General features: G+C 70.3%; 20 protein-coding genes. 8 read left to right on the top strand and 12 right to left on the bottom strand.

Going from position 1 to position 25,198, the window contains the following annotated elements; all coding sequences use genetic code 11:
- Positions 1 to 93: 93 nt before the first annotated feature.
- Positions 94 to 2,316, bottom strand: a complete 2,223-nt coding sequence (locus tag JHW38_RS03515) for a TonB-dependent siderophore receptor (protein WP_242691171.1) — start codon at positions 2,314 to 2,316, stop codon at positions 94 to 96.
- Positions 2,317 to 2,545: 229 nt separating this feature from the next.
- Between JHW38_RS03515 and JHW38_RS03510 the strand changes: the two genes are divergently transcribed.
- Positions 2,546 to 3,589 (top strand): DNA topoisomerase IB, encoded by a 1,044-nt coding sequence (locus JHW38_RS03510; RefSeq protein ID WP_207524645.1) that lies wholly within the window; start codon positions 2,546 to 2,548, stop codon positions 3,587 to 3,589.
- Between the two features lie 3 nt (positions 3,590 to 3,592).
- Here the strand turns inward: JHW38_RS03510 and JHW38_RS03505 are convergent, their stop codons facing one another.
- Complete coding sequence (locus JHW38_RS03505; protein ID WP_207524644.1) at positions 3,593 to 4,069, bottom strand: MgtC/SapB family protein; 477 nt, start codon at positions 4,067 to 4,069, stop codon at positions 3,593 to 3,595.
- Between the two features lie 249 nt (positions 4,070 to 4,318).
- Between JHW38_RS03505 and JHW38_RS03500 the strand changes: the two genes are divergently transcribed.
- Positions 4,319 to 4,765 carry a PA2169 family four-helix-bundle protein gene (locus JHW38_RS03500; protein WP_207524643.1) on the top strand — a complete coding sequence of 149 codons (447 nt, stop codon included), beginning with the start codon at positions 4,319 to 4,321 and terminating at the stop codon, positions 4,763 to 4,765.
- A 101-nt stretch (positions 4,766 to 4,866) separates the two neighbouring features.
- On the opposite strand, the gene JHW38_RS03495 is transcribed toward JHW38_RS03500, so the two are convergent.
- On the bottom strand, positions 4,867 to 5,754 hold the full coding sequence (locus JHW38_RS03495; RefSeq protein WP_207524642.1) for a Ku protein: 888 nt from the start codon (positions 5,752 to 5,754) through the stop codon (positions 4,867 to 4,869).
- A 190-nt stretch (positions 5,755 to 5,944) separates the two neighbouring features.
- Here JHW38_RS03495 and JHW38_RS03490 point away from each other — a divergent pair, with 190 nt between their 5' ends.
- Positions 5,945 to 6,190: a hypothetical protein gene (locus JHW38_RS03490; RefSeq protein WP_207524641.1), complete on the top strand. Its 246-nt coding sequence runs from the start codon at positions 5,945 to 5,947 to the stop codon at positions 6,188 to 6,190.
- Positions 6,191 to 6,199: 9 nt separating this feature from the next.
- Here JHW38_RS03490 and ligD read toward each other — a convergent pair whose 3' ends face one another.
- From ligD to JHW38_RS03470, 4 genes are all read right to left on the bottom strand, one after another.
- A complete protein-coding gene (ligD, locus tag JHW38_RS03485; RefSeq protein ID WP_207524640.1) occupies positions 6,200 to 8,806 on the bottom strand; it encodes a DNA ligase D in 2,607 nt (868 codons plus the stop codon).
- 181 nt (positions 8,807 to 8,987) lie between these two features.
- Complete coding sequence (locus JHW38_RS03480; RefSeq protein ID WP_207524639.1) at positions 8,988 to 9,455, bottom strand: gamma-glutamylcyclotransferase family protein; 468 nt, start codon at positions 9,453 to 9,455, stop codon at positions 8,988 to 8,990.
- A 43-nt stretch (positions 9,456 to 9,498) separates the two neighbouring features.
- A complete protein-coding gene (locus JHW38_RS03475; RefSeq protein WP_242691170.1) occupies positions 9,499 to 10,209 on the bottom strand; it encodes an alpha/beta fold hydrolase in 711 nt (236 codons plus the stop codon).
- On the bottom strand, positions 10,199 to 11,440 hold the full coding sequence (locus JHW38_RS03470; RefSeq protein WP_207524638.1) for an MFS transporter: 1,242 nt from the start codon (positions 11,438 to 11,440) through the stop codon (positions 10,199 to 10,201). The genes JHW38_RS03475 and JHW38_RS03470 overlap by 11 nt, the downstream gene beginning before the upstream one ends.
- A 97-nt stretch (positions 11,441 to 11,537) precedes the next feature.
- Between JHW38_RS03470 and JHW38_RS03465 the strand changes: the two genes are divergently transcribed.
- A complete protein-coding gene (locus JHW38_RS03465; RefSeq protein WP_207524637.1) occupies positions 11,538 to 12,431 on the top strand; it encodes a LysR family transcriptional regulator in 894 nt (297 codons plus the stop codon).
- A 10-nt stretch (positions 12,432 to 12,441) separates the two neighbouring features.
- On the opposite strand, the gene JHW38_RS03460 is transcribed toward JHW38_RS03465, so the two are convergent.
- A complete protein-coding gene (locus tag JHW38_RS03460; RefSeq protein ID WP_207524636.1) occupies positions 12,442 to 13,071 on the bottom strand; it encodes an NAD-dependent dehydratase in 630 nt (209 codons plus the stop codon).
- Positions 13,072 to 13,233: 162 nt separating this feature from the next.
- On the opposite strand from JHW38_RS03460, the gene JHW38_RS03455 reads away from it, so the two are divergent.
- Both JHW38_RS03455 and JHW38_RS03450 read left to right on the top strand, forming a co-directional pair.
- Positions 13,234 to 14,448 (top strand): NAD(P)/FAD-dependent oxidoreductase, encoded by a 1,215-nt coding sequence (locus JHW38_RS03455; RefSeq protein ID WP_207524635.1) that lies wholly within the window; start codon positions 13,234 to 13,236, stop codon positions 14,446 to 14,448.
- Positions 14,449 to 14,542: 94 nt separating this feature from the next.
- Positions 14,543 to 15,211, top strand: a complete 669-nt coding sequence (locus tag JHW38_RS03450; protein ID WP_207524634.1) for an AraC family transcriptional regulator — start codon at positions 14,543 to 14,545, stop codon at positions 15,209 to 15,211.
- Here the strand turns inward: JHW38_RS03450 and JHW38_RS03445 are convergent.
- The gene (locus JHW38_RS03445) at positions 15,202 to 16,107 is read right to left on the bottom strand and encodes a sterol desaturase family protein (protein ID WP_207524633.1); all 906 of its coding nucleotides are present in this window, start codon (positions 16,105 to 16,107) and stop codon (positions 15,202 to 15,204) included. The genes JHW38_RS03450 and JHW38_RS03445 overlap by 10 nt on opposite strands.
- A gap of 234 nt (positions 16,108 to 16,341) precedes the next feature.
- Here JHW38_RS03445 and mqo point away from each other — a divergent pair, with 234 nt between their 5' ends.
- On the top strand, positions 16,342 to 18,036 hold the full coding sequence (mqo, locus tag JHW38_RS03440; protein ID WP_207524632.1) for a malate dehydrogenase (quinone): 1,695 nt from the start codon (positions 16,342 to 16,344) through the stop codon (positions 18,034 to 18,036).
- Between the two features lie 133 nt (positions 18,037 to 18,169).
- On the opposite strand, the gene JHW38_RS03435 is transcribed toward mqo, so the two are convergent.
- Positions 18,170 to 18,391 (bottom strand): hypothetical protein, encoded by a 222-nt coding sequence (locus JHW38_RS03435; protein ID WP_207524631.1) that lies wholly within the window; start codon positions 18,389 to 18,391, stop codon positions 18,170 to 18,172.
- A 161-nt stretch (positions 18,392 to 18,552) separates the two neighbouring features.
- Between JHW38_RS03435 and JHW38_RS03430 the strand changes: the two genes are divergently transcribed.
- Positions 18,553 to 20,313, top strand: coding sequence for an ABC transporter ATP-binding protein (locus JHW38_RS03430; RefSeq protein WP_207524630.1), 1,761 nt, complete (start codon positions 18,553 to 18,555; stop codon positions 20,311 to 20,313).
- 22 nt (positions 20,314 to 20,335) lie between these two features.
- Here the strand turns inward: JHW38_RS03430 and JHW38_RS03425 are convergent, their stop codons facing one another.
- Positions 20,336 to 22,534 carry a TonB-dependent siderophore receptor gene (locus JHW38_RS03425; protein WP_428995284.1) on the bottom strand — a complete coding sequence of 733 codons (2,199 nt, stop codon included), beginning with the start codon at positions 22,532 to 22,534 and terminating at the stop codon, positions 20,336 to 20,338.
- 264 nt (positions 22,535 to 22,798) lie between these two features.
- Positions 22,799 to 24,976: a beta-glucosidase BglX gene (gene bglX, locus JHW38_RS03420; RefSeq protein ID WP_207524629.1), complete on the bottom strand. Its 2,178-nt coding sequence runs from the start codon at positions 24,974 to 24,976 to the stop codon at positions 22,799 to 22,801.
- Positions 24,977 to 25,198 lie beyond the last annotated feature (222 nt).

The raw sequence follows: 25,198 nt of genomic DNA, 5'->3' as shown, positions 1-25,198 counted from the left end.
ACGCGGGCCGGCGTTGCGGCCGGCGCGTGGCGGGGCGTGCGGCGCGAACGGATGCCCCGCGGTCGCGACTCGCGTCGCTCCTACAGGGCGCTGTCACCAGCTCAACCGCACGCTCGCGACCACGCTGCGGCCGCTGCCGTAGTAGCACGAAGCCACGCTGCCGCAGGTCGAGATATAGGTCTTGTCGCTGAGGTTGCCGATGTTCAGCGCGAACTGGGTCGCCGGGCCTTCGCCGCTGTCGACGCGGTAGCGGATCGCCGCATCGAACACGGTGTAGGACGGGATCTTGTACAGATTCGCGCTGTCGCCGTAGCTCTCGCCGTTGTAGCGCACGCCCGCGGCCAGCCCCAGGCCTTCCAGCGCGCCCTGGTGGAAGGTGTAGTCCAGCCAGCCGGTCGCGGTCCATTCCGGCACCTGCGCCAGCTGCTTGCCGCGCAGCGCGGCTTCGCCGCGGGTCACTTCCGAATCCATGCGCGAGGCCGCGCCGATCACGCTGAAGCCTTCCAGCGGCGTCACCCGCGCTTCCAGTTCGAGCCCGCGCACGCGGCCTTCGCCGCTCTGGGTCTGGCAGCGCAGCGCGCCGCTGGCGCCGCAGTTGACGTGGGTCGGATCGGGATCGTCGACCAGGATGTTCTGCTGGCGCAGGTCGTAGGCCGACAGCGTGATCAAACCGTCGAAGCTCGACGGCTGGAACTTCACCCCGCCTTCCCACTGCTTGCCCTTGATCGGGTCGAACGGCGTGCGGGTGAAGCTTTGGTTGATGTCGGTGGTCGGCGGCTGGAACGATTCGGCGTAGCTCAGGTACGGCGACCAGCCGCCCGGTGCGGCGTACAGCACGCCGGCGCGGCCGGTGAAGGCCTCGTTCTTCAGGCGCGTGCGCACCCACGGCGTGGTCCGGCCGGTGGCCGGCGTGTAGGTCGCGGTGGCGGTGTCGTCGTCGGTGCGGTCGTAGCGGCCGCCGAGCAGCAAGCGCCAGTTGCCGACCGCCATCTGGTCCTGCAGGTAGACGCCGGTCTGCTCGTTGGTGCCGCGCGACAGGCCGACCGAGCGCACCACCGGGACGTAGCCGGTGTAGACCGGATGGAAGATGTCGATCAGCGCCGGATTGCTCATCGCGCCGCGGCCACCAACCCAATCGGCCTTCTGCCAGTCCACGCCGAACAACAGCGTGTGCGCGACCGCGCCGGTGACGAACTTGCCCTGGATGCGGGTGTCGAGGGTGTCGCCGTCGGAGTCGCCGTCGCCGTATGTCGCGCGGCGGTTCTGGGTGCGCCCGTCCGCGCTCAGCGCGCCGAGGGTGATCACGCCGCGGTACAGCGAGTCCACATGGGTGCGGCGGCCGCTCTGGCTCAGCGTCCAGTTTTCGTTGAAGCCGTGCTCGAACAGCCAGCCCGCGGTCCACACGGTGCGATCAAAGGTGTTCCAGGTCGGCTCGCCGATGAAGGTCGTATTCTTCATCCGCCCGTAGCGGGTCGGCTTGAGCGTGCCGTCCATCGGCAGGAACTGATAGGTCGAGCCGCCGTCGTCCTTCTGGTACAGGCCGAGCAGCGTCAGCCGCGTGCGCTCGGCGATCTGCCAGGTGTAGCTCGGCGCGAGGAACCAATGCTTCTGCTCGGTGTGCTTGATCTGGGTGTCGCCGTCGCGGTACAGGCCGACCAGCCGGAACAGATGCGCGTCGTCGGCGCTGCCGCTGCCGACGTCGAACGCCGCGCTGTACTGGCCGTGGCCGTCCAGGCTCAATTGCAGCACCTGTTGCTGGTCCGGCGTCGGGGTCTTGCTGACCTGATTGACCATGCCGCCCGGCGCGACCTGTCCGTACATCACCGCCGACGGCCCCTTGAGCACCTCGACCCGTTCCAGGTTCCAGGTGTCGAACATGGTCCGGTTCCACTGCCCGCCCTGCGGCGCGCGCAGGCCGTCGAGGGTGACGTTGTTGCTCCAGCTGCCGGCGTCGTAGCCGCGGATGCGGAAATCGTCGACGCGGTTGTCGATGCCGCTGCTTTCCAGCGACACGCCGGCGACGTAGCGCATGGCGTCGTTGAGGTTGCGCACGCCGCGCGCGTCGAGTTCCTCGCGCGCGATCACCGCGATCGACTGCGGGGTCTGGGCGATCGGCGTGTCGGTCTTGGTCGCGCCCTGCGAATGGGTGGTGGTGCGGTAGGCGTTGACCCGCACGGTGTCCAGGGTCTGCGCATCGGCCGCTTCGGCCGGCGCGGGCTCGTCGGCCAGCGCCGCGAACGGCAGCGCCAGGACCAGAGCGAGGGAAAGGGAAAGCGGCGAGCGCGCGAAAGCGCGCAGAGATCCTTCTGCGTACACGAGAGTCGGCCCAATGGAAGGGTTTGGCTGACTGCACGCGCAGCGGCTGGCCGGCGTATGGTAGCAAATGAGAACGGATCGCAATAGAGACGGCTCGGCGCGTGCGGCGACAAGGCGCTGGCAGGCGATGAACGCAACCGTGGATGGTCGCCAGCCGGGCCCCGAAGATTTCTTGGTTTCGAGCCGTTTCTTGCTGCGGCGTTGACATGCCTGCGGTTATCACCGGCGCATGAAGCCATCCAATCCATCCCCTCCCCGCTCCCGCCGCGGCCTGCGTTACGTCGACGACGGCGAAGCCGGCTTCAGCCGCCGCCGCGCCGGCCGCGGCTTCGTCTATCGCGATGCGCGCGGGCGGCCGTTGCGTGCGCCGCGGCAGCTCGAACGCATCCGCGCGCTGGCGATTCCGCCGGCCTACACCGACGTGTGGATCTGCGCCGACGCGCGCGGCCACCTGCAAGCCACCGGGCGCGATGCGCGCGGGCGCAAGCAATACCGCTATCACCCGCAGTGGCGCGCCCAGCGCGAGGAAAGCAAGTTCGACCGCATGATCGGTTTCGCCGCCGCCCTGCCCGCGCTGCGCCGGCGCGTGCGCGCCGACCTCGCCCGCCCCGGCCTGCCGCGCGAGAAAGTGCTGGCGATCGCGGTCGCGGTGATGGCGCGCACGCTGATGCGCGTCGGCAACGACGAGTACCAGCGCAGCAACGGCTCGTTCGGCCTGACCACGCTGCGCAACCGCCATATCCGTTTCCTGCGCGGCGGCCGCGCCGAACTGGATTTCCGCGGCAAGGGCGGACAGCGCCAGCGGATCGAACTCGACGACGCGCGCCTGGTGCGGCTGGTGCAGCGCTGCCAACATCTGCCGGGCCAGGCTTTGTTCCAATATCTGGACGAGGACGGCCGCCGTCAGGCCGTGGGCTCGGGCGACGTCAACGACTATCTGCGCGCGGCGATGGACGGCGATTTCAGCGCCAAGGACCTGCGCACCTGGGGCGCGACCGCAGCCGCGTTCCGCTGGCTGATGCGCGCCGAGACGCCGCCGCCGGGCCGCGACGGGCATCCCACCCAGCGCGCGCTGGCGCGGGTCGAGAACCAAGCCGTCGCCGCGGTCGCGCAAATGCTGCGCAACACGCCTACGGTCTGCCGCAAGTCCTACATCCATCCGGCGGTGCTGGAAGCGTGGCGGCGACAACGCCTGCCGCAGCCCGCGCGGCGGCCGTCCACGCACGGCCAATGGGAACGCGCGACGCTGCGCTTCCTGCGCCGCTGGCGCTGAGGCTCAGCGCTTGTCGCCACCGGCGGCCTTGAAGCCGAACCGGCGCTCGGCCGACTTCAGCGCCGCCAATACCAACAGCGTCAGCGCCGCGGCGGCCAAGGCCAGCACGTGATAACGCAAGCCGGCGCAGGCGCCGATCACCGCCGCCATCAGCAGCGAGGCCGCGGTGGTGATGCCGGCGATATCGCGGCCGCCGCGCCAGGCGAAGATGGTGCCGGCGCCGATGAACGACACGCCCGCGATCACCGCTTCGACCAGCCGCATCGGGTCCATGTTGACGAGGAACGGCAGCCGGAAGCGCGGATCTTCGAGCGCCAGCAGCCCCATGCCGATCAGCAGCGACGAGGCGCCGGCCACCAGCATGTGGGTGCGGAAACCCGCGGGCCGGTTCTTCAGTTCGCGTTCGAAGCCGATGGCGCCGCCGAGCAACATCGCATAGGCCGCGCCGCCGACCACCCACAGTTGATCCATCCAGTGCATGCCTGCGCTCGCGTTCGGGTTCGCTTCGTATTTAGCGGCATGCGCGTAAGCCGTGGGTGATGCGCGCAGCGACGTGCAGGCGATGTAAGCGGCGCGTTAGCGCGCGGTGATGCCGGCGCGAGCGCGTCCGCGACGTCCTCACCCGCGGGTCACGGCTGTTTAATGCCGCCGCGTCGATAGTCGTCTGCAACCGGCGCAAGCAGCGCCGGCAACTTCCCCGCAGTTTTCACTGCCCCGCAGGAGAGCACCATGACGGATAAAAAGACCGAGCACAGCCTCAACGACCTGATCCAGATCGCCCGCGACGGCGAGCACTTCTATTCCGAAGCCGCGAAGAAGGTCGGCGACACCGAACTGGCCGGCACGTTCCTGCGCATGTCGACCTCCAAGAGCGCGATCGTCGAGCAGCTCAGCGCCGAAGTCGCCGCCGCCGGCGGCGAGCCGGCCTCGAGCGGCACCTTCGTCGGCTCGATGCAGGAAATGTACGGCCGTGTGCGCGCCACGCTCGGCGACACCCGCTACGGCTACGTGGCCGAGCTGGAAGAATCCGAGGACCGCTTGCTGAAGGCCTTCAACGAAGTCCACGGCGACCCCAACGTCGCCCCGTCGGCGCGCGCCGCGGTCGAGCGCCTGCTGCCGCAGGTGCGCGAGAGCCATCGCGAGATGAGCCAGCGCAAGCACGCCATGAAACACTGATCCGCTCGACGCGCAGCGAAGAAAACGCCGGCCTTGCGCCGGCGTTTTCTTATCCGGACCGCCGCGCCCCGGCTCGCGCCGGCGGCGCGGCGCGCGCGGGCTCAGGCCCGCTTCTTCGCCCGCGTGCGCTTGGCGGCTTTCTTCGCCGGCGCTTTTTTGGTCGCTGCTTTCTTCGCCGGCGCCGCTGCGCTCTTTTTCGACAGGCTGCGCTTGAGCAGGTCGGCGAAGTCGATGACATTGGTCGCGGCGTTCTCCGGCAGCTTGGCTTCCTCGGCCTGCTTGCCGCGCACCACCTTCTTGGCCTTGACCCGCTGCTGGATCACCTTGTGCAGGCGGTCGCGGAAATCGTCCTTGTACGACTCCGGCTTCCATGCCGAGCTCATCGATTCGATCAGCTGCTGCGCCATCTCGACCTCGCGCGCCGAGATCTTCCATTTCGCCAACCCGCCGACCGGCAGCTTGTAATCGTCCGGGTCGACCAGTTCCTGGGCGTAGCGCAGGATCAACAGGATCAGCGCATCGCCGCGCGGCGCCACCGCGGCCAGGTACTCGCGGGTGCGGATGACCACGCGGCCGATGCCGACCTTGCCGGTCTTCTCCAGCACCTCGCGCAGCAGCACATAGCCTTTCTCGGCCTTTTTTCCGGGCTCCAGCACATAGGGCTTCTCGTAGTACTCGCTGCCGATCGCGGCCGCGTCGACGAAGGCGTCGATGTCCACAGTCTCGTTGTTGTCCGGCGCCGCGGCGGCGATGTCCGACGATTCCAGCACCACATAACTGCCCTTGTCGTACTCGAAGGCCTTGACGATCTCCTTCCACGGCACCTCCTCGCCGGTCTCCTCGTTGACCCGCTCGTAGCGGATCGGCGCCTTGTTCCGGCTGTCGAGCATGCGGAAATGCAGGTCGACCCGGCGTTCGCCGGTCATCAGCTTGACCGGGATGTTGAGCAGGCCGAAGGAAATCGTGCCGGTCCAGATCGGGCGCGCCATGGTGCGGACTCCTGATGACGTGGTCGGGGACTGTGCTACGCGCCGGGTTCAACGGCGGTGAAAGGCCGCGCCGCGGCCGCTGCGGGACGCGATCCCGGCGCCGCTTAGCGCGACGTTCACGCCGGCGTCGCCGCGGCCGAATCCGCGCGCGCTTAAGGTCCTGGCTGGATCCGCTACCCGGCCCCGTCTTATGCCCGCCCCCACGCCAGCGCCCGCCACGCCCACCGACGATCGCGCCCACGGCGCGCGCAACGTCGCCACCGTAGACCTCGCCAGCCCCGCGCCGGGCTTGCTGGAAAGCCTGTCCCCGCGCCCGCGCGCGCCGACCTATCTGCCGCCGCGTCGCGCGCACGCGGTCGCTGCGACCCGCCTCGCGTTCGTGGCCGCGGCCGTGGCGCTGGGCGTATCGGCCTGGCGCCGGATCGGGCGATCCTGAGCGTCGCCGCTAGCCTTCGCCGCGCGCCTGCAGCCGTTCCATCACCCGGTCGAGGTTCTGGCGGACATCGTCGATCCCCGCCCACGGATGCCGGCGCAGGCGCTTGACCCGCGCCTGCGCCGAATCGATGTCGAAGGCATGGCCGCTCTTGATCCGTCCCAGTTCTTCCCAGCGCAGCGGCATCGCCACCGGCGCGCCTTCGCGCGCGCGCAGCGAGAACGAGGCGACGCTGGTGGCGCCGCGCCCGTTGCGCAGGTAGTCGACGAAGATCTTGTTCTTGCGGAATTTCTTGCTTGCGGTGGCGATGTACTTCAGCGGTTCCATCGTCGCCAGGCTCTCGGCGAAGCCGTGGGCGAAGGCCTTGGCCTGGTCCCAACCGCAGGCCGGCGCGACCGGCACCACCACATGCAGGCCCTTGCCGCCCGAGGTGCGCACGAACGAGACCAGTTGCAGCGACTTCAGCAACGAGCGCAGCTGACGCGCCGCGGCCACGACTTCCGGCCACGCCACGCCGGGCCCCGGATCCAGGTCGAACACGATCCGGTCGGCGCGGTCGGGCCGCGCGGCGCTGGCGCCCCAGGGGTGGAACTCCAGCGCGTTGAACTGGACCAGATTCATCAGGCCGCGCAGATCGCGAACCACCAGATAATCGGCGTGCTGGCCCGAGTCCTCCTGCAGCGCGACGCTGTCGACCTCGTCGAGCCCGGCGGTGTGGTGTTTCTGGAAGAAGCACGGCCGCGCCGCGCCCTGCGTGCAGCGCACGATCGACAAGGGCCGGCCGGCGATTTCCGGCAGGAGCCAGTCGGCCATCGCGAAATAGTAGGCGGCGACGTCGTGCTTGGTCGCGCCGATGTCGGGATAGACGACGCGGGTCGGACTGGTCAGGCGGATGTCTTCGAGGGCGGCCGGTTGGGCGCGCGTGGATTTGGCGGTCATGGCGGGGCGCCTGGACGATTTGGGAGAGGCGGCTTTCGTGTCGCCGGCTTTGTCCCGGCCGGCTTTCGACGCGGCGCCGCGCCGCGCCGGCGCGCGGTCGCTGTCGAACAGATCGGCGGGTTTCTTGTCCGGACGCAGGGTCTTCAGCGACGCCTGCCGCAGCAGCCCGTTGCCGCCGATGCCACGATAGAACGCTTCGATCACGAACTTCGGCGCGAACCAGCGCGCCGCGCGCAGATCGGTGTCGTGCGCCGGCACGCGCACCGATTCGGCCGCCGTGCCCTTTGGCAGGCGCGCGGCGATCCGCTCCAGCGACTCCGCGGAAAAGCCGGTGCCGACGCGGCCGGCATAGACCCACTCGCCGCGCGCATCCGGCCGCGCCAGCAACAGCGAACCGAAGCCGCTGCGCGCGCCCTTCGGCGGCGTGTAGCCGACCACCGCGAACTCGTCGCTGCTCAGGCGCTTGCTCTTGCGCCATTCGTCGCTGCGGCCCGGATGGTGCGGACGGTCGCCGCGCTTGGACACGATGCCTTCGAAGCCCTGTTCGCCGGCCAGCGCGAACGCCTGCCCGCCCTCTGCAACGACGTGCGAGCTGTAGCGCAGATGCGGGCCGGCGTTTTCCAGCAACGCTTCGAGCAAGGCCTTGCGCTGCGTCAGCGGCGCGGCGCTGAGGTCCCAGCCGTCGAGGTGCAGCAGGTCGAACAGCACCAGCGTCAACGCGCCGTGTTTCTCGCCCGACAGCGTGGCCTGGAGCAGATTGAAATCCTCGCGCGCGCCGCGCCCGGCGATCAGCTCGCCGTCGAGCGCGGCGCTGCGCAGGCCGAGCGATTCCACCGCGGCGGCGATCTCGGGAATCTTGCCGGTCCACTCCAGCGCATTGCGCGACCACAGCCGCGCCTTGCCGCCGGCCACCGCGGCCGCGATGCGGTAACCGTCCCATTTGATCTCGTGCAGCCACTGCCCGCCCGCCGGCGGGCCGTCGGCGAGCCGCGCCAGTTGCAGTTCGAACGCGCCGCCGCCGAGGCTCGCCTTGCGCGCGCCCGTCAGTTTGCGCGCCGCGGCTCCCCAGTCGCGCCGGCGCGCACGCGGCGGCGGCGGCTCGTTGAGTTTTTTCTTGCCCTGCTTGCCGCGCCCCGCGCGGCGCGCATCCGCGTCCGACGGCGGCGCGACATCGGCGAGCAGGTCGTCGGCTTCGAGCGTGCCGGCATAACCGTCGCGGTCCTTGAACAACAGCCATTGCGGCTGCCGCGTCGGCTTGCCCGACCGCACCAGATGCCAGCCGCCCTTGAGCTTGTCGCCGAACAGTTCGAAGCGCAGGTGGCCCTTGGCCAATTGCGCCTCAGGATCGCCGTCGGTCGTCCACACGCCGCTGTCGAACCGGGCGACATGGCCGCCGCCGTATTCGCCGTGCGGAATATCGCCTTCGAACGAGGCGTAATCGAGCGGATGGTCCTCGACCTCGACCGCCATGCGCTTGACCGCCGGGTCGTAGGACGGCCCCTTCGGCACCGCCCAGCTCTTGAGCGCGTCGCCGACCTGCAGGCGGAAGTCGTAATGGCGGCGGCTGGCGTGGTGCAGTTGGACCACGAAGATCGGCCGCCGGCCGCGCGGCGGCGCGCCGGGCTCGGGCTCGCGGGTGCGGTCGAAGCGGCGCTTGCGCCGGTATTCGTGCAGGCTCATCGCGCAACGCGGTCCACAGCCGCCGCAACGATGGCGATGACGATCGGGACACTCTGCCGCACCCGGCCTCCTCTGGCGCGATACGCGCCGGCAGTCGGCCTCCAGGCTAGGACGGCGATCGCTAGCGGCGAGTCGTCGCCTCGGCGCGGATCGTTGATCGGGCGATAACGAACGCCCCGGATCAGCCGGGCGGCGCCGGATGCGCCGCGTACAGGTTGGCGACCGCGACCGCGCCGTCGTCGAAGCGCACCGGCACCAGGATGCGTAGGTACTGCGCGCCCTCGAACTCGTCCAGCCGCGGCCAGTGCGCGGGCAGTTCCTCGCTGGCGAAGGCCTGCACCGCCACCGGCTCGCCATCGGGCGACCACACCAGCGCCGGATAGCCCATGTCCGCGCCCCAACCGACCTGCTCCAGCCGGCCGTTGACCGTACCGGCGCGCCAAACGCCGGGCACCGCGCTGAGGTGATGGTGGTTGGGCTCGCCGGGCGCCAGCGTGCCGTACACCGCCAGGCGGCGGTCGGCGCCTTGGTGCTGCGCGAAATGCGCTTCCAGTGCGGCGCGTTCGTCGCCGCCCGCGGCTTCGCCGCGCAAGCGGTTCAAGCGCAGCATCGCGTCCAGTTCGGCCGCATCCAATCCCACAACTCGCATCGCATTCTCCGTACGTCCGCGTCGGTGTCGTCCGGCCAACATCTCACTCTTGCAGCCAGCGCCGCAACAAGTCGCTGGCGAGTTGCGGCTGTTCCATCGTCGGCAAGTGCCCGCATCGGGCGATGCGTTCGAGCGTCGAGGCGGCGATGCCGCGATGCATTTCCTCGGCCGCGGCCGGCGGCGTCAGTTGATCGTCTTCGCCGACCACGATCAGGGTCGGCACCGCGATCGACGCCAGCAACGGCCGCGAATCCGGCCGCTCCAGGATCGCGGTCTGCTGGCGCCGGTACGCCTGCGCGCCGACGCGCTGCGCCATCGCCTGCACCTCGCGGCCGACCGGGCCGTCCACGTGTTGCGCATGAACCAGGGTCGGCAGCAATTGCCGGGTCACGCCGGCGAAGCGGCCGCGGTCGAGCAGGCGCAAACCGGCGCGGCGCTGCATCGCCCGCAGCGGCGAATCCGGCGCGGCGCTGGTGTCGAGCAAGGCCAGCCTGGCGACCCGTTCGGGCTGCTGGCGCAGGATTTCGAACGCGACATAGCCGCCCATCGACAAACCCGCCAAGGCGAAGCGCGGCGGCGCGGCGGCCAACACCCGCGCCGCCATCGCGGCGACGCTGTCGTCCTGGGTCAGATCGGCCACCGCGATCTCGGCCAGATCGTTCAAATCGCGGATCTGATCGCGCCACAGCCGCTCGTCGCACAGCAGGCCCGGCAGCAACAGCAAGGCCTGCTTTTCGTTCCGCTCATCCGACACGCGCCCGACCTCTGCCTTCGACCTGCAACGCCAACACGATACCCGCCGCCGCCAGGCTCGCGGTCAACGCGACCTCGCCGCCCCAGCCGCCATGCTGCCAGGCCCAGCCGCCGAGCGGACCGGTGATGCTGGAACCGAAGTAATAGAACAGCAGATACAAGGACGAGGCATGGCTCTTGTCGTTGCCCGCCAGGCGACCGACCCAGGCGCTGGCGACCGAATGGCCGACGAAGAAGCCGAAGGTGACCAGACTGATGCCGGCGACGATCGCCGCCATCGACTGGCCCAGCGTAACCACCGCACCCACGCCCATCAGCGCCATGCCGGCGGCGAGCGGCCAACGCCCGCCGTAACGGTCGGCCATGCGCCCGGCCAGCGGCGAGGAGAACATGCCGAACACGTAGGCCAGGAAGATCAGGCTGATCTTGCCGGGACCGAGCAGATACGGCGCGGCGGCCAAACGGAAACCAACGTAGTTGAACAGCGCCACGAACACGCTGGTCAGCACGAAGCCGACCGCGAACAACCGCAGCAAGCCCGGATGGCGCAGGTGCGCGGCCCAGGCGCGCAGATGCCGCTGCAACACGAACCCGCGCTGCGGCACGAACCGCCGCGACGGCGGCAGCAGCGCGGCGAAGCCGAACGCCGCGGCCAGGCCGACGGCGCCGATCGCCGCCATCGCCGTGCGCCAGTCGCCGAGTTCGACCAGCACGCCCATGCCGACCCGGCCCATCATGCCGCCGAACGCGGTGCCGGCCACGTACAGCCCCATCGCGCCGTTGAGATGGCGCGCGTCCATTTCCTCGGCCAGATACGCCATCGCCACCGCCGGCACGCCGCCGAGCAAGGCGCCTTCGGCCAGCCGCGCCAGCAACAGCAGCGACCAGTTCGGCGCGAACGCGGCGAGCAGGTTGCAGGCCGCGGCCAGCGCCATCGAGGCGAACATCAGCCGGCGCCGCGCGACCTGCTGCGACAAGGCGCCGGCGGCGAAGATCGCCAGCGCCAGCGCGGCGGTGCTCAGCGACAGCGCCAGCGAACTGGTCGCCGGGCTCAAGCCGAAGTCGCGCGCGAACTCCGGCAGCAGCGGCTGCACGCAGTACAGCAGCGAGAAGGTCGAACAACCGGCGAGGAACAGGGCGAAATTCGCCCGCCGGTACGCGGCGGTGCCGCGTTCGATGCCGGGATGCGGCGCCGCCGCGGGACCGCCGGCCAGGACAGGAGTCGTGCTCATGGCGGCAGGATGGCGCCGTCGGCTTCATTCGTCCAATATATGAAACAGTAGCTGTCGATATCTTTTACAGATATCGAAGTCTTGCGGGAGAGCATCGATGGAACTGCGCCATATCCGCTACTTCCTCGCCGTCGCTGAGGAAGCCAATTTCACCCGCGCGGCCGAACGCCTCGGCATCGGCCAGCCGCCGCTGAGCCAGCAGATCCGCGACCTCGAAAACGAAATCGGCGCGCGCCTGTTCCATCGCGTGCCGCACGGCGCCGAGCTGACCGAGGCCGGCCGCGCCTTCCTCGAACGCGCGCGCGCCCTGCCCGAACTGGCCGGCGCCGCGGTGCGCCAGGCCCAGCGCGCCGCGCGCGGCGAAACCGGCGCGCTGCGCCTGGGCTTCACCTCCTCGGCGATCCTGACGCCGCTCACGACCCAGGCGATCCGCGACTTCCGCCGCCGCTATCCGCAGGTGGAACTGACCTTGGAGGAAGACAACAGCGCGCACCTGTCGGCCAAGCTGCGCGACGGCAGCCTGGATCTGGCCTTCCTGCGCCACGACGGCAGCGAGAACGAAGGCGTGCTGCTGCATCCGCTGCTGGAGGAAGCGATGATCGCCGCGCTGCCGGTCGGGCATGCGGCGGTGCGCGACGGCCGGCGCAAGTCGATCCGGCTGGAGCAACTGCGCGAGGACGCGCTGATCCTGACCCCGCGCCACGTCGGCCCGACCCTGCACGAAGCCATCCTCGGCGCCTGCCGCCGCGCCGGCTTCGAGCCGCGCATCGGCCAGTACGCGCCGCAGCTGGCCTCGTCGCTGGCGCTGGTGGCGGCCGAACTCGGCGTGGCGATCGTGCCCGAGGCGATGCGCCGCTTCGCCCTGCCCGGCATCGTCTACCGCGACATCGCCGGCTTGCAGCCGATCGCGCGGCTGGCCTTGGCGCAACTGCCGGAACTCGATTCGGCGCCGGTGCGCAATTTCGTCGCGCTGGTGCGCGAGGGGTCGTAAGCGCCGGCGCTCAGACCAGGCGTTCGGAACCCACCGCATGCACGCCGGGTTCGGCGCGCAACGCCGCTTGCAACAAGGCCTGCGCGATGCGCGGCGCCGGATTGAGCCGCCAGCGTTGCGGCAGCAGCGGCGCGGCGATGCGCAACACCTTCGTCGCCACGACTTCGCCGGGCCGCGGCTGCTCGCGCTCGCCTTCGATCAGGCCCGGCCGCACATAGGTCAGCGACTCGAACCCGATCCCGGCCAGCGCCGCCTCCAGCTCGCCCTTGACCCGATTGTAGAAGAACATCGACCCCGCATCGGCGCCCAGCGCCGAGTTCAGCGCGTACGCGCGCACGCCGCCGCGGCGGGCCGCCTGCGCGAACGCCAGCGGATAGTCGTAATCGACCTTGCGGAAGGCCGCGCGCGAACCGGCCGCGCGCATCGTAGTGCCGAGCGCGCAGACCGCCGCGTCGGCGCGCCACCACGGCGCATCCGTTGGCAGCGCGTTCCAGTCCAGCAGCGGCGCGTCCAGCTTGGGGTGCGGCGGCAGCGGCCGCCGGGTCGGTGCGGTCACCCGTTCCACCGCCGGGTCCGCCAGCGCCAATCGCAAGACATGGCCGCCGACCAGACCGCTTGCGCCCGCCAACAACAGTTTCATGCGTCCTCCCGGATCGTCGCCGCGCCCGCGCCGATGATCGCAGATCGCGCGCCCGCGGGCGCCGGGCCGGCGTCGCGAAAAGCGCGCTGCCGCGGGCGTCGATCACCTTATGCAAACGCGCCAGCGGTTTTGCTGGACGCGTCCCTCCTCGCCGAACCGCACATGGACCTGAAAAGCGGCTATCCGTTCTGGGCCGTCCGCAACGGCCTGATGCACGCCTTCCCGCAACTGCGCCAAGACCTGCGCTGCGAGGTCGCGATCGTCGGCGGCGGCATCAGCGGCGCGCTGATCGCCGACGAACTCGCCGCGCACGGCTTCGATGTGGCGGTGCTGGAGCAACGCGACGTCGCCTGGGGCAGCACCGCGGCGAGCACGGCGCTGCTGCAATACGAGATCGACACCCATCTGATCGAGCTGACGCGCATGTACGGCGAACGCCGCGCCGCCCTGGCCTACCGCGCCTGCGCCGACGCGGTGACGCGACTGGGCGAGGTCGCCTCGCGCCTGCGCGATGTGGATTACCGCCGCCAGCGCAGCCTCTACTACGCCAGCCGTAGCGGCCACCTGCCCTTGCTGCGCGAGGAGGCCGCGCTGCGCGCGCGCCACGGTTTGCAGGTGCGCTGGTTGGCGCAAGACGAACTCGCGGCCGACTACGGCCTGCAGGCGCCCGGCGCGATCCTCAGCGAATGCGCGGCTTCGGTCGACCCTTACCGCATGGCCTCGCGCTTGCTCGCGCGGCTGCGCCGGCGCGGCGGCCAGGTCTACGACCGTACCTGCGTCGAAGCGGTCGACGCCGGCGCCCGCAGCGTCGAACTGCGCACCGCCGACGGCGTGCGCGTGCGCGCGGATCACGTCATCGTCGCCGCCGGTTACGCCGGCCAGCAATGGATCAAGCAACGGCTGGCGCGCAACCGCAGCAGCTACGCCTTCGTCACCGATCCGCTGCCGGCCGACGACTTGCAGGCGCTGCGCGAGACCGTGGTGTGGGAATCGGCGCGGCCGTATCTGTACCTGCGCAGCACCGGCGACGGCCGGCTGGTGGTCGGCGGCTGCGACGACGCCGTCGACCTGCCGGCACGGCGCGACCGTCGCGTGCAATCGCGCGCCGACCGGCTGGTACGGCAAGTGCAAAAGCGTTTCCCGCGCCTGCGACTGCAACCCGCCTTCGCCTGGGCCGGCACCTTCGCCGAAACCGCCGACGGCCTGCCGTGGTTCGGCGCGCACCCGCAGTACGGGCCGCGCGTGCTGTTCGCGATGGCCTACGGCGGCAACGGCATCACCTACAGCATGATCGGCGCGGAACTGCTGCGGGCGCGGATCGAGCGGCGCAGCCACCCTCTGGCGCGCTTGTTCTCGTTCGAACGCGAACCGCGCTGAGCTGGATCCGCTGGACCTGCAGCACACCGAACTGGAAGCGCTGGCCGCATTCCTGGAAACTCTGTAGCCGATCCCACCCCGCCGCCGCGCGCCCATGCCGTCCTGGACCGGAACCATCCGCATCCGCGAGGAGTTCGCCCTGGTGCATGCCGCGCCCGGCGATGCGGCGCCGCATCGGCACTATTGCCATCAGGTCGTGCTCGCGCGCAGCGGCACGGTCGCCGCGCGCATCGACGGACACTGGCGCAACGAGCGCGTGCTGGCGATCGCCTCGCAATGCGAGCATGCGCTGCAAGCCGACGAGACGCCGTGCTTCCTGCTGTTCGCCGAGCCGATGAGCTTCGAGCTGGCGGGCTTGCGCGATGCTTTGGCGCAGGCGCCCGCCGATGCGGATGCGCTCGCGCAGGCCGCCGCCGCGTGCCGCATGCCGCGCGCCCTGGATCCGCGCGTCGAGCAGACGCTGCGACGCATCGACGGCTTGCTCGCCGAGAAGATTCCCGCCGCGTCGCTGGCCGCCGCCGTGCAGTTGTCGCTGAGCCAGCTGGAGCGGCTGTTCGGCGCGCAGCTGAACCTGTCGGTGCGGCGCCTGATCCTGTGGCGGCGGCTGCGCCTGGCCGCGGCCGAAGCGCTGCGCGAGCGCAGCCTGACCGTGGCCGCGCACGCCGCCGGTTTCGCCGACTCCGCGCATCTGTCGCGCGCGTTCCGCCAGTTCTTCGGCGTGCGCGGCAGCGACTTGCTGCGCGGGATGCGGCTTCAGTCCTGAGCCAGCGCCGCGCGCAACGCCGGCGGCGGCGTCGGCGAAGCGACGCAGGCTTGCGTGCGGAACGGCTCCAGCAACTGCCCGGCATAGTCCTGCGGATAGTCCGGACGGCTGCCGATGCCCAGGTCGGCGCTGCCGACGCGGTAGCCCGGCGCCCGCGCCGCGGTTCCGAGCAAGCGGTCCCAGACGCTGAAAAACAGGGCGAAATTGACGTCGCCGGCGCGGCCGTAGCGCAGATGATGCAGGCGATGCACCGGCGCCCAGGCGAACGCGTGGCGCAGCGGGCCGATGCGCATGTCGACGTTGGAATGCTGCAATTGCAGCTGGATCGCGATGGCGAAGGCGAGCACGCAAGCCGCGTCCAGCGGCAGGCCCAGCGCGATCAGCGGGCCGACCCCGGCCGCCGCTTCGATCAGCTGATGCAGCGGGTGCTTCATCAGCCCGTTGAAGCCGTACATGCGGGTTACGCTGTGGTGCACGGCATGGAAGCGCCACAGCCAGGCCGAGCGGTGGCTGGCGTAATGGGCCAGGGTCAGGCCGAGGTCGGCGACGACGATCGCCGCGGCGACCTGCAACGGCAGCGGCCAGGACTGCGGCCACAGCGCCGGCCACGGCCGCCACAGCGCGGCCAGCGGCAGCAGCGCCAGCCCGGCGGCGTTCAGGCCTTCGTTGACGACGAAGTGGATCGCGTCGCGGCCGCGCTCGCCTTCGCCGCGGTTCCACTCGCGCCGGTACGGCGCCGCGCGTTCGCTCAGGAACGACACCGCCAGCGCCAACGCCAGCAATGGCGGCAACGCCCAATGCGCAGGCAGGCCGAGGCCGCCGACGGCGAACAGCGCCGCGCCGATGAAACCGAAGAAGAACACGGGGGCGTACAGGCTCTTGAACAATGCGGACATGCGCGGCGCCGGAGGATGGACGGGGCGCAGGATGGCGCCGGCCCTGCGCCCCGCGCTTGTACAAACGGCGCATCGGCGCGGCGCCCTGCCCTCGGGCCGGCACCACGCGGCCTCCACCGCCGCTGCCCTATCCTGCCCGTCCCTTTGGCCCGATGCCCGGCGCGCCCAGGATGGCGTCATACGGAAGGATCCGACGGCCGCCGCGCATCGCCTCACCGCGATGCCTCCCCCGCCATGAAAAAATTCCGCAAATTCCTGTTGCTGCTGATCGCCTTCGCGGCCATCGGCGGCGTGCTGTTCCTGTACTGGCCGCTGTACCAGCGTTCGGTGCCGCCGGCCGGCGACGAGCCGCCGGTCGATGTGGTGCTGGTCGGCGCCGGCATCATGAGCGTGACCCTGGCGACGTACCTGCAGGAATTGCAGCCGGACTGGAAGCTGCGCATCTACGAGCGCCGCGACGGCGTCGCCGAGGAAAGCTCGGACGGCTGGAACAACGCCGGCACCGGCCACTCCGGCTTCGCCGAGCTCAACTACACCCCGCAGCTGGCCGACGGCAGCGTCGAGACCAAGCGCGCGGTCGAGATCGCCGAACAATTCGAGATCTCGCGCCAGTTCTGGTCGCATCAGGTGCGCGAAGGGCGCCTGGGCGCGCCGAGCGACTTCATCAACCCGACCCCGCACATGAGTTTCGTCTGGGGCGAGGACAACATCGATTACCTGCGCAAGCGCCGCGAGGCGCTGGTCAAGAATCCGCTGTTCTACGGCATGCAGTTCTCCGACGACGCGGGCCAGATCAAGCAATGGGCGCCGCTGCTGATGGAAGGCCGCGACCCCAAGCAGCACGTCGCCGCGACCTACATGCCGCTCGGCACGGACGTCAATTTCGGCGTCATCACCCGCCAGCTGACCCAAGGCTTGCAGCGCAGCCCGAACTTCGCCCTGAACCTCGGCCACGAAGTCACCGCGTTGCGCCGCAACGCCGACAAGACCTGGAGCGTCACCGTCAAGGACCTCAAGTCCGGCCAGGAAAGCACGGTCAAGAGCCGCTTCGTGTTCATCGGCGCCGGCGGCGCCGCGCTCAAGCTGCTGCAGCTGTCGGGCATTCCCGAGGCCAAGGACTACGCTGGCTTCCCGGTCGGCGGCCAGTTCCTCGCCTTCACCGCGCCGGCGATCGCCGACCGCCACCACGTCAAGGCCTACGGCATGGCCGAAACCGGTTCGCCGCCGATGTCGGTGCCGCACCTGGACGCGCGCAAGCTCGACGGCAAGCCGGTGATCCTGTTCGGCCCGTTCGCGCTGTACAGCACCAAGTTCCTCAAGCACGGCTCGTGGTTCGACCTGTATTCCTCGGTCAACCACGACAACGTCGGCGAGATGCTCAGCGTCGGTTCCGAGAACCTGGACCTGGTGAAGTATCTGATGAGCCAGGCGCAGTTGAACGACGACGACCGCCATGCCGAGCTGTTGAAGTACTTCCCGACCGCCAAGCGCAGCGACTGGACCCTGGTCACCGCCGGCCAGCGCGTGCAGGTGATCAAGCGCGATCCGGTCAAGGGCCCGGTGTTGCAGTTCGGTACCGAGATCGTGATCGACAAGGACCGCAGCATCGCCGCGCTGCTCGGCGCTTCGCCGGGCGCGTCGACGTCGCCGCCGATCATGCTCGACCTGATGGCCAAGGCCTTCCCGCAGCAGGTCGCGGCTGGCTGGGGCGAGAAGCTGCGGCAGATCGTGCCTTCGTACGGGCGCAAGCTCAACGAGGACCCGGCGCTGACCAACGAGATCCGGCGCATGACCAGCCAGACGCTGGGGCTGCCGTATCTGGAAGTTCCCGTCGCCGGTGCGCCACCGGCCGCCGCACCGGCCGCTGCGCCGCAAGCGCCGCCGGCCAAGAACGCGCGCCAGCAGAATCCGGAATTGCAGGCGATGTGAACCCGTGCGCCCGTCGCGCCGTCGCGCGGCGCGACGGGCGCAACGCTACCGCGCCTGCGCGCGAACCCGGCCGCAAACCCGGCCGCGCGCACGGATGCGGCGGAACGCGTCGGCGCCGTCGCGGCGAACCCGATCACACATCCGGATTTCCCGCGATCCGCGCGGTTTGCGCCGTCGCCGCGAAAAACCGCGCCCATCTGTGATGCAGCGCGCGCATGGATGCGAAGCGCATCGCTACTTCGAGCCGCCGCGCCACGGCCGCGTTGACCGCGCCGACAACACGACGTAACACTGTCTTGCCAGCTTGTCGCGCGCATCCAGGCTGCAACCGCCGCCGCAATCCTTGCGTTTCCATCGGCCGGTCCGCGCGCCCGCAGGTCGCGCCGGATCCCGTCCGCGCGCACCGCGGCCCGTCGCGCCGGCCCCTCATTCCAGCGATCCGGAGCCGCCCGCAGTGAACAGGCGCAACCCCCTCCTCCCCGGCGCCGCGCCGGTGCCGCAGCACGGCGGCCGCGCATGAGCCGCGCTTCGTCCTCGCGCGACCTGTGGCGGCTGATCCGCACCGGCCGGCCCTCGCCGGTCGCGCTGTCGGCGGCCGCGTTCGCGGCGATCGCCTCGGTCGCCGGCACGCTATGGTTCCCGGTCCAGACCAAGCAGATGATCGATGGCTTCGGCCGCGGCGAAGTCGATCTGTGGGCGATGGCCGGACTGGTCGCGATCCTCGCCGCCGCGGCCCTGCTCAACGCCGCCTCGGCGTATCTGCTGGCGCGGGTCGGCTATCAGCTGGTCGCGCGCCTGCGCCAGACCTTGATCGACAAGCTGCTGCGTCTGCCGGTGGCCTCGTTCGACCGCGAAAGCAGCGGCGAACGGGTCAGCCGCGTGGTCCGCGACTGCGAATCCATTTCCGAACTGATCGCGCGCCAGACCGTCAACCTGCTGACCGGCGTGTTGCTGCTGGTCGGTTCGATCGTGGTGCTGCTGTTGCTGGACGTGCGCCTGACCCTGACCCTGATCGGCTCGATCGGCGCGGCGTTCGCGATCATGATCCCGATCGCGTTCCTGCTCGACGGCCTGTCGCGCAAGATCCAGGACCGCACCGCGCGCTTCAGCGGCATCCTCACCCACATCTTCCAGGAAATCCGCCTGGTCAAGGCGTTCACCGCCGAGCCGCGCGAACGCGAGCGCAGCCGCGAGGAGATCGACGGGCTCAAGCGGCTGGGGCTGAAGGTGGCGCGGGTCAACGTGCTGCTGGAACCGCTGATGAGCCTGGCGATGACCCTGGCGATCATCATCATCCTGGTCTACGGCGCCGCCCGCGTCGCCGCCGGCGAAATCACCGTCGGCACTTTGACCGCCTTCATCCTGTACATCTTCAACGTCGCCACGCCGCTGATGCAGCTGACCCACTTCACCGCCGAGTTGCAGAAGGCCAAGGGCGCTTCGGCGCGGATCGCGGCGATCCTGCTCGAAGACGAAGAAGAAACCCGCCCCGGCACCGTCGCGCGCACGCCGGGCCAGACCCTGGAATTCGAGCAGGTGTCCTTCGCCTACGCCGACCGCGACGCCGCCGTGCTGCGCGGCATCGACCTGCGGTTCGAACCCGGCCGCACCGTGGCCCTGGTCGGCACCAGCGGCAGCGGCAAGACCACCTTGCTGTCGCTGATCGAGCGCTTCTACGAACCCAGCGGCGGCCGCATCCTCTACGGCGGCCGCCCGATCGGCGAGTTCGATCTGCGCCAGTGGCGCGGCAGCATCGGCTACGTCGCCCAGAGCGCGCCGGTGATGCCCGGCACGGTGCGCGACAACATCGCTTACGGCCTCGACAGCGAGTTCAGCGACGAACAGCTGCGCTCGGCCGCGCGCCGCGCCGGCGCGCTGGACTTCATCGAGAAGATGCCGCAAGGCTTCGACACCGTGCTGATCGAACAAGGCAACAACCTGTCCGGCGGCCAGCGCCAGCGCATCGCGATCGCGCGCATGTTCCTGCGCGACCCCGACATCCTGATCCTCGACGAGGCCACCTCCGCGCTCGACAGCGAGACCGAGCATCAGGTCAAGCTGGCGCTCGACGAGCTGATGCGCGGGCGCACCAACATCATCGTCGCCCACCGCCTGTCGACGGTGATGCACGCCGACCGCATCTGCTTCCTCGATGCCGGGCGCATCTCCGGCATGGGCAGCCACGTCGAGCTGCTGGCCACCCATCCGCATTACGCGCGGCTGGTCGAGCGCCAGTTCCGGCGCCCGGCCGAGGCCGAACTGGCGGTCGCGCCCTGAGCGCCGTCGCCGAGCGCCGCGCTCAGAACCGCCAAGTCAGCGCCGCGCGCACGCTGCGCGGCTCGCCCCAGGTGTAGGTGCTGTAGGCGTCGAAGATCGTGTAGTAGCGCTTGTCGAGCAGGTTGTCGACGTTGAGCGTCGCCGAGAGGCGTTCGTCGAAGCGATAGCCGACCATCGCGTCCAGCAGCCAGTACGGCTCGGTGCGGTGCTGCACGCTGGCGCCGCCGGGCGCGCCGACCGGGCCGAAGCTGCTGCTCTGCCAGCGCGCGCCGGCGCCGAGGGTCCAGCCGCTCAGCGCGCCTTCGAACCGGTACGTGGTGTGCACGCTGAACTGGTCTTCCGGCTCCAGCGTCGAGACCTTGTTGCCGTTCTGGCGCGCGACCTTGTGCGCGTAGCCGCCCTGGATCTGCCAGCCCGGCCGCAACTGGCCGGACAGTTCCAGTTCGTAGCCTTCGGTGCGCACGCCCTGCAAGGCGCGGTACGCGTCGCCGCCGGTGGGCGTCCTGCCGCCGCTGAGCACCGGGTAGTTGTCCTGGTTCAAACGGAACACCGCGGCGCTGGCGTTGAGGCGGCCGTCGAAGAACTCGCCCTTCAGGCCGAGTTCGTAGTTTTCGCCTTCGCGCGGATCCAGCGCGCGGCCGCGTTCGTCCTGCTCGGTCTGCGGCTTGAAGATGGTGCTGTAGCTCGCGTACGCGGACAGGAAACGGTTGAGGTCGTAGACCGCACCGGCGTACGGCACGATCACCCCGCTCTCGCGGATGTCGGTGGTCTTGTAGTTGGCGATGCGGCTGCCGAGGATCAGCTTGAGCGGATCGGCGAGGTCGAAGCGGCCGACCACGTAGGCGCCGCTTTCGCGGGTGACCTCATCGTTGTCGAAGCCGTGCTGCCAGGCCGGCTCGGGGATGTCGCCGTTCCAGCGGCGGTAATCGGCCACCGTCGCCGGATAGTCGGCCGGCGCGAAGTAGCCGGTGCCGGTCCAGCGCTTGCGCGAGGCGCTGGCGCCGAACACCAGTTCGTGCTCGCGTCCGAACCAGGCGAAGTGGCCGCTGACGTAGGCGTCGAGCGCGTTCGACACGGTCTCGCCGACGTACTTGCCGAGCCACAGCCCGACCCCGCTGCCGTCGCGCGGATCCGGATGGCCCGATGCGGCCGCGCCGAGCGCGGCGTCGTAGCCGTTGACCTGATGGTTGAGCTGCACTTTCGCGACCCAGCCGTCGCCGAAGCGGTGTTCCAGGGTCGCGAAGCCGGTGCGGGTGTACTGGCGCCAGCGGCTCCAGTCGGCGCCGTTGTTGAACGAACGCGCGACCTTGTAGAACTTGCCGTCGGCATCGAGCAAGGGAATGCCGCCCCAACTGGAGCCGCGCGGATCGCTGTCCTGGTAATCGGCGCCGACCGTCAGCAGCGTGCTCTCGCCGAGGTCGGCTTCGACGATGCCGTAGAACACGCGGGTGCTGCGCCGGTAGCGGTCGCTGTAGCCGTTCTTGTCCTGGCCGACCGCGACCGCGCGGCCGCGCACCCGGCCGCTGTCGCTGAGCGGGCCGGACACGTCGACTTCGGCGCGGTGCTCGTCCCACGAGCCCGCGCCCAGGCCGACGTGGCCTTGCCACTGGCGGGTCGGCTTCTTGCGGATCAAATTGATGGTCGCGCCCGGATCGCCGATGCCGGTCAGCAGGCCGGTGGCGCCCTTGAGCACTTCGATGCGGTCGTAGATGGCGGTGTCGCTGAGCGTGTTGCCGGCGGAGTACGCCGAATCGCGCTGCATCGGAATGCCGTCGTACTGGAAGTTCTGGATCGCGAAGCCGCGCGCGTAGTATTCGGTGCGCTCGCTGTCGTAGGTGACGATGCTGATGCCGGGGGTGACCCGCATGACATCGTCGATGCCGGTGAGGCCGAAGTCGTCCATCTCCTGGCGGCCGATCACGCTGATCGACTGCGGCGTCTGCCGCGGCGTCAGCACCAGCCGGGTCGCGGTGGCGATGGTGCCGGGGGTGTACGAACCGCTGCCTTCGGTGATCGTGCCGAGTTGGTTGGCCTTGACTTCGACCGCGTCCAGGTCGGTCGGGCTGGCCTGCGCGGCCTGGGTTGCGGGCGCGGCGGTTTGCGCCAGCGCAGCCGCCGGTGCGGCGCACGCGAGCGCCGCGGTCAGGGCGAGCGCCAGCGGCGCGCGGGCGAGGCCGCGCGACGGCGGCACGGCAACAGCAACGGAGAAATCGACGGGCACGGCGAACGCCTCACAGAGGAGATGGAGATTCCTCTGGCGGCGGCTGGAGGCGACGGGGTGCTGCGCGGAGAAGGTGCGAGCGGTCGCAGTATAGGCCGGAACCGCGGGCGGCGCCCGGGCCGTGCCTGCCTCAGCAATCGGCGGGCGGCGGCGCGACCGCACGCCGACAGACGAGCCGCGTGCGGCCCGCCGCCAAGGCCGCATCGCCATGCCCAAGCGCAGCGCTGCCTCGCTCAGGCGACGCAGCGCGACGGATCGGGCGCGTTACGGCGCCAGCAGTTCGAACTGCACCGCCTCGCCCGCCGTCGCCGACGGCGCCAGCCACAGGTCGAACAGGCCCGGCTCGGCCACGGCCAGGTTGTCGGTGCCGCGGAATTCCAGGTCGGCGCGGCTCAGCGCGAACTCGACCTCGCGGCTTTCGCCCGGCGCCAGCGCGATCTTGGCGAAGCGCTTGAGCTCGCGCACCGGGCGCACCCGGCTGGCGACGCGGTCGCGCAGGTACAGCTGCACCACTTCTTCGGCCGCGCGTTCGCCGATGTTGCGCACCTGCACGCGCGCGCGCAGTTCGCCGTCCCAGGCCAGCGTCGGCGCGTCCAACTGCGCCGCGCCGTACTCGATGCGGCCGTAGGTCAGGCCGTGGCCGAACGGATACAGCGCCGCGTGATCGACTTCGCGCCAGCGCGTGCGGAACGCCTCCAGGCCGCCCGGAATGTAAGGCCGGCCGGTCGACGGATGGTTGTAGTAGTACGGCTGCTGGCCCGAATCCCGCGGAAAGCTCACCGGCAGGCGGCCGCTGGGGCCGTGCGCGCCGAACAGCAGATCGGCCACGGCATGGCCGGTCTGGCTGCCGAGGAACCAGGTCACCAGCACCGCATCGGCGGCTTGCAGCGGGCCCAGCGCCAGCGCGCGGCCGCAACGCAGCAGCACGATCACCGGCGTGCCCGCGGCCAACACCGCCTCGGCCAGCGCCTGTTGCGCGGCCGGCAGCACGATCTGGGTGCGCGACTGCGCTTCGCCGGAAAAATCGCTGGGCTCGCCGACCGCGAGCAGCACCGCGTCGGCGCCGCGCGCCGCGGCAACCGCGGCGTCGATGCCGCCGTCGATGGCGTCGACGAAGCCGCTGCCTTCGACCACGTCCAGCGCGGACGGGTCGGCGAGCGCGGCGCGCAGGCCGGTTTCCAGGTCGATCTCGCGGCTGGCGTCGCCGAAGATGTTCCAGCAACCGGCGAGGTTGGCGCGGTCGCGCGCGAACGGGCCGATCAGGGCGATGCGCTGGCCGGACTTGCGCAGCGGCAGCGCGGCGTTCTCGTTCTTCAGCATCACCACGCTGCGCCGCGCGGCCTCGCGCGCGAGCGCGTCGTGCGCGGCCAGGTACGGCGCCGGGCCCGGCGGCGCTTCGTTCAAGGAGCGGTACGGATTCTCGAACAAGCCCATCCGCGCCTTGACCGTGAGGATGCGGCGCACCGCGGTGTCGATGGCCTGCAGCGACACCTTGCCCTCGTCGACCAGCGCGTGCAGGTGATCCATGAACACACCGCTCTGCATGCTCATGTCGAGGCCGGCGCGGATGCTCAGCTCGGCCGCGTGCTTCTCGTCGGCGGCGTAGCCGTGCGCGATCAGCTCGAAATCGGAGGTGTAGTCGGAAACGACGAAGCCTTCGAAGCCCCATTGCTCGCGCAGCACGCCGGTCAGCAGGTCGCGGTTGGCGGTCGCGGGCACGCCGTTGATGTCGTTGAACGAGCTCATCACCGTCAGCGCGCCGGCTTCGATCGCGGCCTTGAACGGCGGCAGGTGCACATCGAACAGGGTCTGCGGCGACAGGTCGACGGTGTTGTAGTCCAGCCCAGCGCTGACCGCGCCGTAGGCGGCGAAATGCTTGGGGGTGGCCAACAGCGAATCGTCGGCGGTCAGGTCCGGGCCCTGGAAGCCGCGCACGCGCGCGCGCGCGAACGCGCAGGCCAGCACGGTGTCCTCGCCGGTGGTTTCGGCGACCCGGCCCCAGCGCTGGTCGCGGGCGATGTCGACGACCGGAGCGAAGGTCCAATGCAGGCCTTCGCGGGTCGCTTCCACCGCCGCCGCGCGCGCGGTGCGCTCGGCCAGCTCGGGCTCGAAGCTGGCCGCTTCGCCGAGCGGAATCGGGAACACGGTGCGCATGCCGTGGATGACGTCGGCGCCGAGCAGGATCGGGATGCCGAGGCGGCTTTGCTCGACCGCGATCTGCTGCAGTTCGCGGCCTTCCTTGGCGCCGACGCCGTTGAACAGCGCGCCGACCTGCCCGGCCCGGATCATCTCGCGGGTGCGCTCGGGCCCCCACTGGAACGAGTCCGGATTGACGTCGAAAGCGAAGGGGCGGATGGAGTCGGCGAGGATCGACAGCTGACCGATCTTCTCCTCCAGCGTCATCCGATCGATCAGTGCCTCGATATCAACGCGGCCGGTCATTTAGTAACGCTGCCCTGCATGGAAATAATCTCTGTTCATCATATGTAACCGATTACATGAGTGTCAACGCGCGCCCTGCCGGCCCATCCCGGGCCTACCCGCCGAACGCGCGAAAGCCGCGCGCCGGCGCGGCCTCGGGGCCGCACCGGGGAGCGGAGAGTAGACGATTCGCGGGGGCGACGCTGCCCGGGGCCGCCCCAGGGCGGGCGGCGCGGGGGTATA

The sequence above is a fragment of the Lysobacter enzymogenes genome, from assembly GCF_017355525.1.
Lineage (GTDB): Bacteria > Pseudomonadota > Gammaproteobacteria > Xanthomonadales > Xanthomonadaceae > Lysobacter > Lysobacter enzymogenes_C.
The sequence above is the reverse complement of the archived record's forward strand: the minus strand, read 5'-3'. Positions and strand labels throughout refer to the sequence as shown.

Excerpts from the sequence above, each read along its gene's own strand:
- JHW38_RS03510 (WP_207524645.1), top strand. The coding sequence starts at position 2,546 with ATGAAGCCATCCAATCCATCCCCTCCCCGCTCCCGCCGCGGCCTGCGT.
- JHW38_RS03505 (WP_207524644.1), bottom strand. The coding sequence starts at position 4,069 with ATGCACTGGATGGATCAACTGTGGGTGGTCGGCGGCGCGGCCTATGCG.
- JHW38_RS03500 (WP_207524643.1), top strand. The coding sequence starts at position 4,319 with ATGACGGATAAAAAGACCGAGCACAGCCTCAACGACCTGATCCAGATC.
- JHW38_RS03495 (WP_207524642.1), bottom strand. The coding sequence starts at position 5,754 with ATGGCGCGCCCGATCTGGACCGGCACGATTTCCTTCGGCCTGCTCAAC.
- JHW38_RS03490 (WP_207524641.1), top strand. The coding sequence starts at position 5,945 with ATGCCCGCCCCCACGCCAGCGCCCGCCACGCCCACCGACGATCGCGCC.
- ligD (WP_207524640.1), bottom strand. The coding sequence starts at position 8,806 with ATGAGCCTGCACGAATACCGGCGCAAGCGCCGCTTCGACCGCACCCGC.
- JHW38_RS03480 (WP_207524639.1), bottom strand. The coding sequence starts at position 9,455 with ATGCGAGTTGTGGGATTGGATGCGGCCGAACTGGACGCGATGCTGCGC.
- JHW38_RS03470 (WP_207524638.1), bottom strand. The coding sequence starts at position 11,440 with ATGAGCACGACTCCTGTCCTGGCCGGCGGTCCCGCGGCGGCGCCGCAT.
- JHW38_RS03465 (WP_207524637.1), top strand. The coding sequence starts at position 11,538 with ATGGAACTGCGCCATATCCGCTACTTCCTCGCCGTCGCTGAGGAAGCC.
- JHW38_RS03460 (WP_207524636.1), bottom strand. The coding sequence starts at position 13,071 with ATGAAACTGTTGTTGGCGGGCGCAAGCGGTCTGGTCGGCGGCCATGTC.
- JHW38_RS03455 (WP_207524635.1), top strand. The coding sequence starts at position 13,234 with ATGGACCTGAAAAGCGGCTATCCGTTCTGGGCCGTCCGCAACGGCCTG.
- JHW38_RS03450 (WP_207524634.1), top strand. The coding sequence starts at position 14,543 with ATGCCGTCCTGGACCGGAACCATCCGCATCCGCGAGGAGTTCGCCCTG.
- JHW38_RS03445 (WP_207524633.1), bottom strand. The coding sequence starts at position 16,107 with ATGTCCGCATTGTTCAAGAGCCTGTACGCCCCCGTGTTCTTCTTCGGT.
- mqo (WP_207524632.1), top strand. The coding sequence starts at position 16,342 with ATGAAAAAATTCCGCAAATTCCTGTTGCTGCTGATCGCCTTCGCGGCC.
- JHW38_RS03435 (WP_207524631.1), bottom strand. The coding sequence starts at position 18,391 with ATGGAAACGCAAGGATTGCGGCGGCGGTTGCAGCCTGGATGCGCGCGA.
- JHW38_RS03430 (WP_207524630.1), top strand. The coding sequence starts at position 18,553 with ATGAGCCGCGCTTCGTCCTCGCGCGACCTGTGGCGGCTGATCCGCACC.
- bglX (WP_207524629.1), bottom strand. The coding sequence starts at position 24,976 with ATGACCGGCCGCGTTGATATCGAGGCACTGATCGATCGGATGACGCTG.